The organism is Roseateles sp. P5_E11 (assembly GCF_054049355.1).
In genome coordinates this window covers 1-15067 of record NZ_JBFUMO010000087.1, presented here as the reverse complement: position 1 = coordinate 15067, position 15067 = coordinate 1, and the positions used below count along the sequence as shown (strand labels likewise).

Here is a 15067-nt window from a genome sequence, read left to right as displayed (position 1 = left end):
GCCTGGACCGGCGCAGCGGAGGCTGCCGTCGACGCGGCCTGGGCCGGCGGCTCGGCCGGCGCAACGCCGCTGGCCGCCTGACTGGCTTGCGCCTGCGGGCTCGGCAGCGGCGCCTCGGCAGGGGGCGGGCGCTTGTACAGCCAGGTCCCGGTGCTTATCACCGCGAACGCGATGACGATTGCGAGGACGCGGCGAGGCTGAGCGGGCGCGGAGGCCCCCGTGTGTTGCGGCTGTTCTGTCATGGTTCCTGCTCCTTGTTCGACACGGTCCGGACGGCGTGGCGCCGAAGCGCCTGCAACCACGCGCAGACCGGATGACTGCTGCTTACTTGGCCCTTTCCGGCGTGGCCGCCTGCCCGGCCGCCTCACCCGCCCGCGCCGCCACCTCGATGGGCTCCCGCTTGGCGATGCGGTCGCGGAAGAAGGCCTGCACCTGCTCGGCCGTCACGGCTTCGAGGTTGGCCGTCTCGCGCTGCATCATGGCCTTCATGCGCGGCTCGATGAGGATGCGCTGCAGCCAGTAGGCCCAGTGGCCGTTGTACTCGGGCGCCTTGCGGCTTTGCTCGATCATGGGCTGCTTGGCGCGCTGCAGCTCGTCGGCGCCGACCGGCTGGGCGGCCAGCTCCTTGAGCTGGGCGCGCAGCACCTCGCGGAAGGCGTCGAACTTCTCGGGCGGCGTCTCGATCTCGGCGCTGAAGCGCCCCTGGCCGGCGATGTCCAGGCCGCCGCCGCCGCTGGCGCGCGGCGAGTAGGTGATGCCCAGCTTCTCGCGCACGATGTCGACCAGCCGCGTCTGCAGCAGCGTGGCCGCTACCCGGCCGGTGTTGGACAAGGCGGTGTCTGTCCACTGGTCGGGCATGGACCAGTGCCAGCCCAGCATGCCCTGGTCGGCGCGGCCCTTGTGCAGGGCCACATGAGGCGCGCCGCCATCGGCGGGCGGCGTGGCCTTGAGCGGCACGGCCGGCAGGCGCGGGCGCGCCGGCCCGGCGCCGAAGGTGGCCTGTACGGCGGCGATGGCCGCTTCCTCGCTGACGTCGCCGATGACCACCACATCAGCCGCCCCGGCCAGGGCCGGTCGCAGCATGGCGCCGACATCGTCGCCGCGGGCAGCCAGCAACTCGGCCGCGGTGGGCACGCCGCCGAGCCGCGGCTCGCCGTTGTTCATCACCTTGGACAACTCGCGCCCATAGACGATGCCGGGCAGCGTCTCGAACTGGTTGGCCATCATCGGCGCCACGCCGGCCAGCTTCTCGCCCATCTCGGGGCGAAAGCCAGGGTCGCGCACGAAGGCGGCCAGCAGTTGGAGCTGGGGCTTGAGGTCGGTCGGGCGGGTGTCGCCCACCAGCAGCACGCGTCGGCTGTCCATTTGCAGATTCAGCCCGGCCAGCACGCCGCCGGCCTGCTGCCACTGCGCCACCTCTGCCAGCGAAAGCTTGCCGGTGCCGCCCAGCGGGAACATGTTCAGGGTCCAGGTGGCCGACACCTGCTCGGGCTTGAGGCCGGCCATGCCCTGGCCCACCAGCACCTGCACGATGACCTTGTCCTTCTCCTGTGCCGTGGGCTTGATGACCAGGCGCGTGCCGTTGGCAAAGGCCAGCGTGGTGCTGCCCAGTTCGGCGTCGGTCGTCTTGCTGACGATGGCGCTGGCGGCGCCGAAGTCGGTGTAGGGCCAGGTCACGGTCACCGGCGCGGCCTGGGCCTGCAGCGGCCGGGCCATGGCCTGGGCGAGCTGGGCGGACAAGGCCTGCGGCCCGGCGGCGCCGGCCTTGGCACTGCGGAAGACCAGCGGCCGGCCACCGAAGTCGCGGCGCAGCACGGCGGTCAGTTCCTCGGGCTTGATGGACGCCAGCATCGGCTCCGCCTCGGCCACGCCCTGTTCGGCACTCTGGTAGAGACCCTCGTAGTGGACGGCGTTGACCAGGGCGTCAGCGATGGCCGCGCTCTGGCGCGTCGGCGCCTGGGCCACCATGGCCTGGAGCGCGCTGCGGATGGTCGGCATGAGGCGCTGCAGGTCGGCCGGCTGCACGCCCTGGGCCTGCAACTGGCGCAGCTCGGCCGTCGCGGCATCCAGGGCCTCGGCCCATTTTTCGGGCGGCGCCATCAGTGTCAGCTGGGCCTGGCCTGTCACCTTGTAGATGCGCGGCATGTCCATGCCGAAGGCGCCGAGGAAGGGGCTGCCTGGCTTGAGGGCACGGTCGCTCAGGCGCAGGTTGAGCACGCCGGCGGCCATTTGCTGCACGAGCACGTCGCGGCCGAAGGCCAGCGTGGGCGGGCGCATGTCCGGCGGGTTGATCCAGGTCAGCGAGAGCTTGTCAGGCGCGCCGTCGGCGATGAACTCGGCCGCGGGCTGTGTCGGCTTGGCCGCGCCGAGGTCGAGGGCGTCGGGTTTGCCGCCCGCCTTCCAGTCGGCGAAGCGCTCGCGGATCTGCTTCTCGACGGCGTCAACGTCGATGTTGCCGACGACGATGAGGGTCGCGTTGTCGGGCCGGTAGTTGGCCTGGTAGTAGCGCCTCAGCTTGTCGGCCGAGGCGGCCTGGACGGTGTCGATGCGGCCGATGGGCAGGCGCTGGGCCACGCGCGTGCCGGCCAGCGTCAGGGCCTGCTCGGCAAGGAAGGCGCGCATGCCGGGCACGTCGCGCGTGCGCTCCTCCGACAGCACGACGCCCTTCTCCTGCTCGATGAGTTGGGCGTCGAGCTTGAGGTGCCCGCCAATCTCGCGGAACAGCATCAGGCCCGTGTCCAGCGCCGCGGCGTCGGCCTTGGGGAAGTTGAAGTGGTAGACGGTCTGCTCGAAATCGGTGAAGGCGTTGGTGTCCGCGCCGAAGCTCAGGCCCTGGCGCTGCAACAGATGCACCACCTCGCCGTCTGGCAGCTTGGCGCTGCCGCGGAAGGCCATGTGCTCCAGGAAGTGGGCCAGGCCCTGCTCTTCATCACGCTCCTGCAGCGAGCCTGCGCCGATGCGCATGCGCATGGCCACGCCGTCCTTGGGCGTCTCGTTGTGCTGGATGGCATAGCGCAGGCCATTGGACAGGCGGCCGAAGCGCACCGCCGGATCAGGCTTGCGCTGGACCAGCTCATGGCCCCAGGCAGGCTGCGTTGCGGCGACGGTGGCCGTCGCTGCCGATGCCTCGGCACGGGCGGGCGCAGCGGCGACGCCGCACATCAGCGCTGCGGCCAGCGCGACGGCGTGCGGCACGGATGCGCGCTGCTGGAATCTGGATTTCATGCTTGTTCTCCCTGCCCGATGACGGGCTTGTTGATGGGCCGGCAACGGCCCGACTCTCTTTTCATGCCATCTCTGCCCGGCGTGAACGGCCCATCCACCACACCACGCTGCAGCCGAGCAAGGCGGTCAGCAAGGGCAATGGCGAGTAGCGCGGTACCTCGTTCAAGCAGTACGCCGTGCCCGCCCACGCCATGCCTGTGAGTATTTCGATCATGCCGACCGGTCCTTTGCCCTTCGCGCGCCGCATCAGATCCTTGCGCTTGCCCTGGATGGGGTACCACACCTGCATCACACCGGCCGAGACCGTGCCGCCGGCGAGGCAGAAGAGAAACGTCAGCGTCAGCCAGAGGCCGTGCGTCGGCAAGACCAGCAGCAGCGGCGACACCATCAACCACGCTGGCACCAGTGCGGCCAGCACCTTCGGCCAGCGCAGCAGCGACGGTGGAACCGGTGCGCTGCCCAGCAGGTCAGGCGCATCCTCGGCCGCGACGGTGATCCAGGCCAGACTGCCCGCCAGTGACGATGCCAGCATCACCGCCACAGACGCCAGCACGGTCAGCCCCGCGCCGCGTAGCGCGAGCAGCACCACCGGCACCAGGTACAGCAACTGCATCAGCGTCTGGGCAATGAGCTGCGGGTCGCGTCCGATGAGGCGCCATTCCTTGACCAGCACGCCGCGCCACAGCCCGCCCTTGAACCGGACACTGCCGCGCTGCGGCGCCGCCGCGATACGCCTGGCGCTGCCAGTGACGGACTCCTGCGTGCCCGCCAGGAAACGATGGTGGGCCAGACCGATGACGAGCCCAAAGCCGACGACGCCGACCAGCGCGACCGTCAGCAGCGGCAGCGGCGCGCCGACCAGCGCGCGGCCCGGAAACCAGACTGGACTGTCCGGCGCCAGCGGACCGCCTGGCTCGGCCCAGCGGATCAGCCGGGCAAGCAGTTGCTGCAGGTCGGCAGCGCCAATCACGTTGGGCAGCTGCGACAGCACGGCCAACGCCCCGCCCATCAGCGTGCCCAGCACCTGCGCCACGATGCGGGCCCGGCGGGCGCCGAGCACACGGACCAGCGCCAGCGTGAGTGCGAGGCCCAGCGCGGTGGTCGCCAGCGCCAGTGCCGGCACCGCCGGGTAGATGCCGAGCAACTGCGGGTGCCCGAGGAACAGGCCCACGTGCGCGAACGGCGCCAGCAGGAACAGGAACAGCCCGCCGACGTTGGCGACGATGCCCAGGCCGCGCACCATGAAGACAGTGTGTGTCGCCAGCGGTGAGGACAGCAGCAGATCCAGGTCACCCCGGTCGAACAGCGCCTCGACGGACTGCAGGATGGCCTGCGCGAGCATCAGGCTGATGGCGATCCAGGCCGCTGCGCAGATCAACATGGTCAGCACAAGCTGCTCGCTGCCGGGTGGCCACATGCGCAGAACGAAGTAGGCGCCGACGTGCAGCGCCACGCTCAGCGCGACGGCGAACCCCAGCAGCCCACGGGCCATCCGCTTGCCCATGCCGCGCCAGCCCAGCCGGAGCTCGTGACGGAGAAGCCACAGCACGGAGCCCGGGCGCAACGCCAGCAGCGCCGTCATGCCGCGCTCGTGAGCTGCAGGAACACGTCTTCCAGCGTCCCGCCCGGCCCGCCGCCGGTCGCCGCACGGGCGCGCAGTTCGTCCAGCGTGCCCTGGGCGGTGATGCGCCCGCGATGGATGATGCTGATGCGCTGCGCCAGCCGCTCGGCGATCTCCAGGATGTGCGTGGTGAGGATGACCGTGTGACCCTGCTTGACTCGCTCGACCAGCAGGTCCTTCACCTGGCGCGCCGCCGCCGCGTCCAGGCCGGTGAGCGGCTCGTCCAGGATCAGCAACTGCGGGTCGTGAATGAGCGCGCCGGCCAGCGCCAGCTTCTGGCGCATGCCACGTGAGAAGCCTTCGGTGATCTCGCCGGTGTGAGTCCACAGGTCCAGCCAGCGCAGCAGCTCCTCGGCGCGCGGCGCGGCCACGTCGGGCTCGATGCCCCACAGGCCAGCCACGAACTCCAGGTATTCCAGCGGGCGCAGCTTGCCGTACAGCAGCGGGTCGTCGGGCAGGAAGGCCAGCCTGCGTTTGGCTTCGATGGGCTCGAGCGCGACATCRTGGCCCAGGATATGCACGCTGCCCCCATCGGGCCGCAACAGCCCGGCCACCATGCGCAGCGTGGTCGTCTTGCCGGCGCCGTTGGGGCCGAGCAGCGCATGGAACTCGCCCTGCGGGATGCTGAGGCTGAGCTGGTCCACGGCGGGCTGGCCGCCGAAGCGCTTCACCAGGCCGTTGATTTCCAGTGCGGATGCCCGCTGCGGAGATTGTTGGTTCATCTTTTTTCTCCCTGCCTGATGACGGGCGTGTTCAATTTTTATGGTTTTGCGGGGCTGGGCCAGCGCAGGCGGATACGGGCCTGGTTGCGGACGATGACGAGGTCTGTCCCGTCGGCCAGCAGGACCCGCAGCGCCGCCACATCGGCGATGGCGCCCGCCTTCTCCGCACCGACGATGACGTCACGCGGCTTGAAGCCGGCCGCGTCGCCTGGGCTGCCTGCCTCGACGCTCAGCACGATGATGCCGGCCTTGTCACCCAGGCCAGCGGCCGACTGCTCGCCCAGGGTCTCGACCGGCTTGAGGCTCAGCCCGTACAGCTGTTGCACGGCTTGCAGTGGCGCGGCCTGGCTGAGCTGCTGGGGCACCGGGAATGCGGGCCGCAACGCCAGCGCCTTCAGCCTCGCCGAGCGCACGCCGAAGTCGTCCATGGGGAAGTTGACGAAGCCGACGCGCGCGGCGAGCGCCGCGTTCGTGACCGTGTAATCGCCCCGGGCCGGCGCAGCAAAGCGCGGGTCACCGGCCACGGAGTCGGCATCGCTCCCGCGTGCCTGGGCGGCCCGCAGGTCGGCCTCTGCCACGAAGAAGTTGCGGTTCACGCTGCGCCCCCAGCGCTTGATCTCCACCGGCTGATGCGCCCCCATGACGACATTGGACTCGAACACGTCGCCGCCGTTGTCGAACCACACGTGCGGGTGGAAGCTGCTGTTCACGAGGATGTTGTTGCGCACGATGCGCTGGAAGCCCTCGCGCAGCTTGAGGCCGCCGGCCAGCATCAGGTTCTCTTCGATGACGTAGTTGGAGGCGCCGTCGTCCAGGTCGACGTCCCAGCCATGGTCGCAGCGCCAGCGGTTGCGCCGCATGACGATGGGTTCGACGGCGTCCAGCAGCGCCAACTCCGGATGGGACGCCGCGCGGCGGTCCATCTCGGCGCGGTCGGGGTGCCAGAAGCGGTCACGGCCCCAGCTGTTGAAGCTGCCGTGGTCGCCGGTCAGGCGCACGGTGTCGAACACGTCGTTGTGGGTGAGGCGGTGGCCACCCCAGTTGCCGTCGCCGATGTTGATGCCGGCGCGCGGCATGCGGTAGATGCTGTTGTGGTCGACGGTGATGCGCGCGGCCATCGCGATCTGCACGCCGGTGGCCTGGCGGTCGATCTGGCCGATGTCGTGGATGAGGTTGTCGCTGGCCTCGGAGTCCCTGGGATAGGCGTCGGACTTGGGGCCGGGCGTGCGGTCGATGGCCGCGACCTCCAACTGCTCGTGGTATTCGAACAGCGGTGACCGCACCGCCTCTGGCCTGCCGACGAAGGCCACGGCCGTGCCGCCGATGTCGTGGATGTGGTTGGCCGAGATGGTCACGCGCTGTGCGCGGCCGCTGACGACGACGGCATGGCCGCCGAGGTCGACGAACTCGGAACCCTCGACGCGAACGTCGACGGCGTTCTCGATGGTCACGGCGCCGACGCGATAGAACTTCCAGTCCGAGCGCAACAGCGGCTCGGTGGCCTTCAGGAAGGTGGGCTCCGTCTCCCGGAACACGAAATTGCGAACCCGCACATGCTGTACCTGGGCCTCGCGGCCCTCGATGCGGATCAGCGCTTCTTGTGTGCTGCCGCGAAAGCCTCGTGCCGGCGGCTGCTTGCCGGCCAGCGGCTTGAAGTAGAGCCAGCCCTCGCGGCGGTCATGGAACCATTCGCCCGGCGCGTCCAGTTCCTCCAGCACGTTCTCGACGTAGCGGTCCTTGTCGCTCGGCGGCATGACGCGGTTGTTGGCCAGTTGCGGGCCGTAGTCCAGGCTGCCGTCGGGCTTCTTGCCGAGGATGGGGATCTGCAGGCCGCCCCAACCGTAGCCGTGCAACGCGTGAAGCACGGCACCTTGCGGGTCACGCCAGCGTGCGACGCGCTCGGGCGAGGTGGCATCCGCGGCGCCGCCGAAGCCGGTGTGGGCGCGGTCGAGATTGGGGTAGCGGGCGCGCACGAGCGCGTGCTGCCCCAACCACAGGCGTTGAAACGAAGCGTCGGCCAGGCGGGCTCGCCAGATGCCGTCCTTCCAGGCCTCCCAGCGCAGTGCCGGCAGCGACATCGCACCGCTCAATACGGGCTGAGCGCCAGGCGCAGCGGCGAGCACGAAGGGCTCGTCTGCCGTGCCCGACAGGGCCTCGTCGATGACGATGGGCGCCGACAGCTGATAGTTGCCAGCAGCCAGCTCGATGCGGTGGATGCGCTTGTCCGTCCGCGCCCGCTGCAGGGCCGTCTCCAGCGACTTGGCGTCCTTCACGGTCAGCGCATCGGCCTGCGCACCGCAGGCCAGAACCGCCATAGTGAGCAGCAGGGTCATCAGCCTCATGGCGCGTCCCTCTCGGTCATCCGCGTTGGATGGCCGGTGTTCGCCGGTCCCGTCACGGCGCGGCCTTGATGTGCACCATGATCACGCCATGCGGCGCCACCTTGCCGCCATAGCTGCCGCGCACGCCCTTCGTGACCTTCTTGCTCCACAGGTCCTTCACGTCGGCCTTCTGGTCGACGGGCAGTTGGAGCTGTTCCCAAGCCACCTTCATGTCGGCCGGCGTCTTGCCGCGGTTGAACAGCACCACCGCGTGCTCACCGCGCGCCAGCGGACGCACCCAGACTTCGAGGTCGCCTTCCTTCAGCGCGCGGCGGCCTTGCTGGCCCAGCGGATCCTGGTCGACGGCGATGACGTCCTTGTTGGTGAGGATGCGCACCGTGTCGGCGTCCATCTTCGACAGGTCGTTGCCAGCGATCAGCGGCGCGGCCAGCATGGCCCACAGCGAGAAGTGCGACTCGTACTCGGTGGTCGTCATGCCGCCGTTGCCCACTTCCAGCATGTCGGGGTCGTTCCAGGCATTTGGCGCTGACACGCCCCCGCGCGCGGCTTGCATGTCCAGGACGTTGGTCATGCCATTCCCACGGTCCTTCGTGCTTTCCCAACCGTCGTAGATGTCATGGGTGGTGCGCCACAGGTGGCCCACCGTCGGGCCCCAGCGCTCGGGATGGTCGGTGCCCCATTCGCAGATGGAAAACACGATGTCGCGGCCGGACTCGCGCAGGGCCTTGGCCATGACGGTGTAGGCGGCCTCGGCGTTGCGGGTGCCGGTGTTGCACCAGTCGTACTTCAGAAAGTCCACGCCCCATCTGGCGTACTGGCTCGCGTCCTGGAACTCACGGCCAGCGCTGCCCGGGCGGCCGGCGCAGGTCAGAGAGCCGGCGTCGGAATAGAGACCAAACTTCAGTCCCTTGCTGTGCACGTAGTCGGCGAGCGCCTTGATGCCGGACGGGAATCGCTCGGGGTCGGCCTGGATGTTGCCGTCGGCGTCGCGGCTCTTCTGCCAGCAGTCGTCGATGACGATGTACTGGTAGCCGGCGTCCTTCATGCCGGAGGCGGCCATCGCGTCGGCCTGCTGGCGGATCAATTGCTCGCTGACGTTGCAGTCGAACTTGTTCCACGAGTTCCAGCCCATCGGCGGGGTTGGCGCCACATTGGGCTTGGGAGCTTCCAGCTTCAGCGTGCCGTCGGCGTGGGCGGGCGTGGTGGCTATGAAGCAGAGCAGTGCGACGGTATGAGCGGCGCGTCGGATCAGGTGGTGCATGCGGAGATTCACTTGAAGGGGATACGAAGAGCGCCGTTGAGCGGTGCGTCGAACTGGCGTCGGGCTCAGCGCCCGTAGCGCCGGCCTGCCGATTCCAGCGGCCAGTCGTCGGTGCGCAGCGGTGGCAGTGGCAGGCCGTCGCCACCGACGACATTGGCCTCGCTGGCGTTGTTGACCCAGGCGTAGCGCGCCGCCACCGGGGCCGCCACGGCGGCACTGCGCAGCACGATGCGATCACCGTCGACGCGTGCTTCGGCCGGTACCCAGCGCCGGTCGGCGCCGGCGACGTAGAAGCCGCGCAGCGGCTCGCCGGTGCGCGCAGTTCGCAGGCCGCCGGCGGTGGTGTCGAAGCGCAGCTCAAATTCGCCGCCCTTCGACTGATGGCCGGTCAGGCGCGGGCCCGTGGCCGGCGCGGTGCGCAGCCCCAGCTCGTGCATCGCCAGCGCGGCCAGGCGCTGGCCCACGGTGCGCTTGTTGCGGGGGTGAATGTCGACGGCATCGCCCACGTCGATCGCCGTGGCCATGCCGGTGTGGGGCAGCGCCAGGGCCGCGGCCTGGCTGGCGCGCAGTTCGGCCCAGCCGTTGCCGTCGGGCCGGTTCTCGGCCATGGGCCGCCACGAGGCCAGTTGCACGAAGAAGAAGGGCAGGTCAGGGTCGGCGAACTGGCCACGCCAGTCCTGGATGAGGCGCTTGAAGCCGTCGGCATAGGCAGCCGCACGCCCGGAGTTTTCCTCGCCCTGGTACCAGAGCACGCCGCGCACGGACAAGCCTTGCAGCGGGGCGATGAGGCCGTTGTGGCCCAGGGCCGGGGCGCTGTTCGCCACCGGGCCGCCAGCCGCCACGAGCTTCTCGACGCGTGCCCGCCAGGGGCCGGCGAGCGACACGGTGCCGGCCGCCGTGTCCAGGCGCAGATTGGCAGCGTCGCCATCGATGCCGCCGCCGCCGCCGGTGTCGGTCACCCGCACGGCGATCCAGTTGGCGCCCGCGCGCAGCACGCCCGCTGGCAGCGTGTAGTGGCGCGCCTGCTCCCAGCCGCACTGGCCGCCAATCTTCTGGCCATTGACCCAGACCTCGTCGCAGTCGTCCACCTTGGCCAGGTGCAGCTCAGCGGCTCCGGCGGCCTGGGCAGGCTTCAGCTCAATGCGCTTGCGCATCCAGACGACGCCGTCGACGTCGGCCAGGCCCTGGCCTTCCCAGTTGCCGGGCGCCTTCAGTGTGGGCCAGTCGGCGTCGATGTCGGCAGCGGCAGACCAGCCCGAGGCGTCCACGCCCTCCAGCGGAAGACCCTTCTGCCAGGCGGCGATGCGGGGCAGCATGCGCTGGCCCAATGCTGCAGTGAAGGCAGCGTTGTCGGCCGGCAAGGCGTGCACCGCGGGTGCGAGGTCAGGGTCGCGCAGCGCCGCGTCGCGGCTCATCCAGGTCTCCAGCATGGAGCCGCCCCAGGCCGTGTTGATCAGGCCGATGGGCACGCCCTGCACCGCCTGCATCTCGCGCGCGAAGTGGTAGCCGACGGCGCTGAACTCGGCCACGCGGCCGGGCTCGGCAACGACCCAGGGCGCTGGCGCGATGTTGGCTTCGGGTTGCACGCTGGCGCGCAGCGGCACGCGCAGGTGGCGCAGCTGCGCGTTCTGCGGTGAGGCCACTTCCTGTGGGCCGGTGTCGGTCTGCGCCAGCGGCCACTCCATGTTCGACTGGCCGCCGAGCAGCCAGACGTCGCCGATCAGCACGTCGTTCAGCGCTGCGGTCCCGTCGCCCTTGACGACCAGGCGGTGCGGGCCGCCGGCCGGCAGAGGCGCTAGCTGCACGCGCCAGCGGCCGTCGGCGCCTGCGCGGGCCGTGCCGCTGCGGCCGCCGAGGTCGATGCTCAGCGTCTGGCCTGGTGTGGCCTGACCCCACACGTTCAGCGGTCGGTCGCGCTGCAGCACCATGTGGTCGCTGAACACTTGGGCCAGGCGCACCTCGGCGTGCGCGGTGGCAGCCAGCAGGCCAAGCAGCAGGGGGAGGGCTATCGTTCTCATCGCGTTGTTCTCGTCTTTCGGGGCTTCATCTCAAATATCAATTCCGCTTGCACGGCATCCGGCGGCGCACGAACCGGGATGTTGCGGGCCGTCCCCGAGGAGAGCGACCGGTCTTGCCGACGTTCAGTCGGTGCAACAACTGGGCGAAGTGCCTGTCATCCTTCAGTTCAGGGGTTCCAGCAGCTCCACGCCGAGCGGCGCCAGCTTCAGGCTGCCTTCCCAGCGCTGGTCACCGAGCACCCCCTTCATCGCGCCGGCGATCGGCACCTCCATCGGGTGCCAGTTGGCGTTGACGTACAGCACACGTCCTTCGACCTCGCGCGCGAACACGCCGTCGGGCGTCTTCGGACCCGGCTCGATGCCGAGGCTCGCGTAGAGCGAGCGCAGCAGCGGCCGCATGATCTGGGGCTGCGCCGGTGTGGCGAGGTAGATCGCGCGGCCCTTGCCGAACCTGTTGACAGTGATGGCCGGCGGCCTGCCCTCCAGGTTGCTGAAGCGGCTCAGCACGTCGGCGGTGGAGGGCTCCAGCACCTCGTAATGCTCGATCGTGCCCTTGACCTCCTCGTCGCCGATCTTCAGCGTGCCGGCGACGCTGTAGTACTCGTTGGTGCGCAGGCCGAAGACGTCGGTCAGGCCGCCGGGCAACGGCGTCCCGTGCCACTGGTTGTGCTCGTTCACCTTGGCCGACTGCGCCGTCATGATCACGGTGCCGCCGTCGGTGACGAACTTGCGCACCGCCTCGGTGGAGGCTTTGTCCAGCAGGTACATGCCGGGCAGGATGATGAGGCGGTAGCGGCTCAGGTCTTCGTAGGAGAGCTTGATGGCCGCGACGTCGATGTTGTCCTTCAGCAGCGGCTCGAAGGCACCGAGGGCCTGCTTCTGATAGGACGTCTTCAGGTAGTCGCGGGAGCTGTTGGCCGGGCCATTGGCACTGTGGGCCGCGACGTTGTCGAAGGAGTAGGCGATGGCCACTTTGGGCTCGACGCGGCGCGGGAAGCCCAGTTTCTCCAGCTTGGCGTAGTCGCCGGCGATGCGGGCCCATTCGGCCAGCTTCCACGAGGGGCGGTCGTCATGGTCGAGCAGGCCCATCAGCGCCTGCTCCTCGCCGCCGAGATGGCTGTTGAAGGTCCAGGCCAGCGCGGCCTGGCCGCCCATCAGCAGCACGAAGTGGGCCCACATGCGCGACCAGCCCTTGCTGCCGTAGGAGCCTGGGCCGCCGGCGGTGAACTCGTTGAACCAGGTCGGCGTCGTCATGCCCGCCCTGATGAGGGCCGCCTGCCATCCGCCGTAGATCGGTTCGCCGGCATAGAAGCCCATGGCGCCATAGGTGGTGTGCTGGCGATAGCTGCCGTGGTAGTCGAAGCCCTTGCGGCCCGACCAGCTCCAGTAGTTCGACAGCGTCGGCTTGTCGGGCGTGTTCTTGCGGCGCACGGCCTCCCGGTCGTCGAGAACGGCGATGGTCAGGTCGGACCAGAAACGGCGCAGGTCCAGATAACGCTCGGCGGGGCCCGGACCGTCGGCATAGGGCAGCCGCACTTCTTCCCACTTGCCGATGCGACGCGACCAGCGCTGCGTGGCCCAGGCCTTGTTCAGCGCGTCGATGCTGCCGTAGCGCTTCTTCAGCCATTCGACGAAGCGCTTGCGGTCAGCCTCGGAATAGGAGATGTAGCCGTTGCCGATCTCGTTGTCATAGCCCACGGCCAGCAGGGCCGGATGCTTGGCGTAGCGCTTGATGAGCGTGTCGGCCATGCGCGTGGCCAGGCGCCGGTAGTCCGGGTCGCCGATGTTGTCCATGTAGCGCTCGGCCGGCGCCAGGCGGGTGCCGGCCTGGTTGGTGATGTCGACACCGGGGTATTTGTGGTGCAGCCACATCGGCGCCGGCTGCCCCGGGATGTCGAGGATGACCTTGATGCCGGCGGCGTGCACCTCGGCCATCACGGCGTCGAAATGCTTGAAGTCGAACTTGCCTTCCTCGGGTTCGAAGTAGTCCCAGGCCAGGTCACCCATGCGGACGACCTTGAAGCCGGATTGCTTCATCAGCGCAACGTCGCGCTTGACCTGCGCCAGCGTGCGGTCCACGGGCTGGTAGTTCACGCCCGCGAACAGCTGGCCGGCCCCGGGCCAGTCGGGGTGGCCTTCGGCGCTCTGGGCGAAGGCGGGGTTGAGCGCGGCCAGGGCCAGCGAGCAGGCAATCAGAGTCTTTTTCAGTTTCATGATCGGGATCAGCGATACCCATCAGGCGCAACGCACGAGGCGCGCCCCATGCGGCGGCACGGTCAGCACGCGGGTGCCTGCGGGGAGGTCGGCGCGTGCCCAGCAGTCGCGGCTGGCGTCGGGCAGCCACGCAGGCAGCGGCACCTGCCAAGGCGCGTCGCCAGTGTTCAACCACGCTGCCCAGGTGCCCTGCGGGCCGTTGCAGACGAAGCGATGGCCCTGGGCCACCGAGTGCCACTCGCGTGCCCCGGGCACGCGCAGCAGCGCCAGCACCTCGGGGTTGGTGACCAGGCGCAGCGTCCAGTCGTCGAGGCGGCGCAGGTCGTTGCCGAGGATCAGCGGGCTGCGCGCGCAGGTCCAGGCCGTGAGCATCAACAGCTGCTCGTCACGGCTGAAGCCGGTATCGCGCTCGCCACGGCCTTTCTCGTCGTAGTTGCGCAGGCCGATCTTGCCGACGGGCAGCATGTCGGCATCGGGCCAGGCGCCCGCGCGGGCGTGGGGCGCCCACTTGACGAGGTTCACGAGGTTGTCGCGCAACTGGGGCCAGGTGTCCCAGAAGTCGTTGCACACGCGCCATTGGTTGGCGTGCGCCTGCAGGTGGGCCGATTGATCCAGGTGCGCCGGGCCGGGCGACAGGCTCAGCACCATGGGCCGACCGGTGGCGTCGATGGCGCGGCGGATCAGCTCCACTTCCTTGGCGTGATAGTTGGGCGCAGCGATGTCGTCGACCTTGACGAAGTCCACGCCCCACTCGGCCAGCTGGGCGAACCAGGCGCGGTACCACTCGAAGGCGCCGGGATGCTCGGGCTTGACGCCGCACATGTCGGTGTTCCAGGCGCAGGTGGAGTGGGAATCGGCGACTTCGTTGCAGCGGTACTTGCTGCCGGCGATGGGCAGTTCCAGCCCGACCGCCTGGCGCGGGATGCCACGCATGATGTGCACGCCGAAGCGCAGGCCCATGGCGTGCACCTTGGCGGCGAGCGGCGCGAAGCCGCGGCCACCGGCGGCGCTGGGGAAGCGGTTGGGCGCGGGCTGCGGGCGGCCGTGGGCGTCCAGCACCAGCGGCGCGAAGTCCCGGTACCACCCCGACGTGGCGCCCGCCTCGTACCACTGGATGTCGACGGTGGCGGTGTCGTAGCCGAAGGGCAGGAAGCGCTCGGCCAGGATGCGCGCGTTGTCCAGGTACTCCGCTTCGGTGACGCTGGCACCGAAGGCGTCCCAGCTGTTCCAGCCCATGGGCGGCGTGGGGGCCCAGGCGTGGAAGGGCAAGCCGGGCTCGGGGGCGCCGCCGGTGGCCGAGGCCTTGGCAGAGGGGCCAGCGGCAGCTGCCGCCGACCCGCCGGCCATGGCGGCCAGCCCGGCGCTTGCCACGGTGCGCACGAAGCTGCGGCGGGCCGGTTCATCGAGCGAGGTGGTGGCTGTCGAGTTCGTCTTGTTCATGAGCGATGCGGAATGAGGAAGGGCGCGAGGTTCAGTTGCTGTAAAGCATTCCGCGGCCGGTGCCGCTGATGTAGATCCGGCCGTAGATGGCTTGGTCGGCCGCCATCACGCCGATGCCGCCGAACTGGTTCGCGTCGTCGTTGAAGCGCGTCCAGGTGGCGCCGCCGTCATCAGAGCGATGCACGCCCCAGACACCGTTGCTGACGCCCACAACGTAGACCGCG

Annotated in this window: 9 protein-coding genes and 1 pseudogene; all 10 read right to left on the bottom strand. The window is 69.6% G+C overall.

Annotation, left to right across the window (positions count from 1 at the left end):
- Window positions 1-242: pseudogene (locus ACXJKR_RS09430) on the bottom strand (hypothetical protein); the annotation flags it as partial.
- An 82-nt stretch (window positions 243-324) separates the two neighbouring features.
- Window positions 325-3225 carry a M16 family metallopeptidase gene (locus ACXJKR_RS09425; RefSeq protein ID WP_457322627.1) on the bottom strand — a complete coding sequence of 967 codons (2901 nt, stop codon included), beginning with the start codon at window positions 3223-3225 and terminating at the stop codon, window positions 325-327.
- 61 nt (window positions 3226-3286) lie between these two features.
- A complete protein-coding gene (locus ACXJKR_RS09420; protein WP_457322626.1) occupies window positions 3287-4807 on the bottom strand; it encodes a putative ABC transporter permease subunit in 1521 nt (506 codons plus the stop codon).
- Window positions 4804-5568 (bottom strand): ABC transporter ATP-binding protein, encoded by a 765-nt coding sequence (locus ACXJKR_RS09415; protein ID WP_457322625.1) that lies wholly within the window; start codon window positions 5566-5568, stop codon window positions 4804-4806. The genes ACXJKR_RS09420 and ACXJKR_RS09415 overlap by 4 nt, the downstream gene beginning before the upstream one ends.
- 38 nt (window positions 5569-5606) lie before the next feature.
- The gene (locus ACXJKR_RS09410; protein WP_457322624.1) at window positions 5607-7901 is read right to left on the bottom strand and encodes a hypothetical protein; all 2295 of its coding nucleotides are present in this window, start codon (window positions 7899-7901) and stop codon (window positions 5607-5609) included.
- Between the two features lie 61 nt (window positions 7902-7962).
- Window positions 7963-9171 (bottom strand): glycoside hydrolase family 27 protein, encoded by a 1209-nt coding sequence (locus ACXJKR_RS09405; RefSeq protein ID WP_457322623.1) that lies wholly within the window; start codon window positions 9169-9171, stop codon window positions 7963-7965.
- A gap of 65 nt (window positions 9172-9236) precedes the next feature.
- Complete coding sequence (locus ACXJKR_RS09400; RefSeq protein WP_457322622.1) at window positions 9237-11189, bottom strand: sialate O-acetylesterase; 1953 nt, start codon at window positions 11187-11189, stop codon at window positions 9237-9239.
- 162 nt (window positions 11190-11351) lie between these two features.
- Window positions 11352-13403 (bottom strand): beta-galactosidase, encoded by a 2052-nt coding sequence (locus ACXJKR_RS09395; RefSeq protein WP_457322621.1) that lies wholly within the window; start codon window positions 13401-13403, stop codon window positions 11352-11354.
- 21 nt (window positions 13404-13424) lie between these two features.
- Window positions 13425-14843: a hypothetical protein gene (locus tag ACXJKR_RS09390; RefSeq protein WP_457322620.1), complete on the bottom strand. Its 1419-nt coding sequence runs from the start codon at window positions 14841-14843 to the stop codon at window positions 13425-13427.
- Window positions 14844-14874: 31 nt separating this feature from the next.
- A partial coding sequence (locus ACXJKR_RS09385) for a hypothetical protein (RefSeq protein WP_457322619.1) occupies window positions 14875-15067 on the bottom strand: 193 nt, incomplete at its 5' end.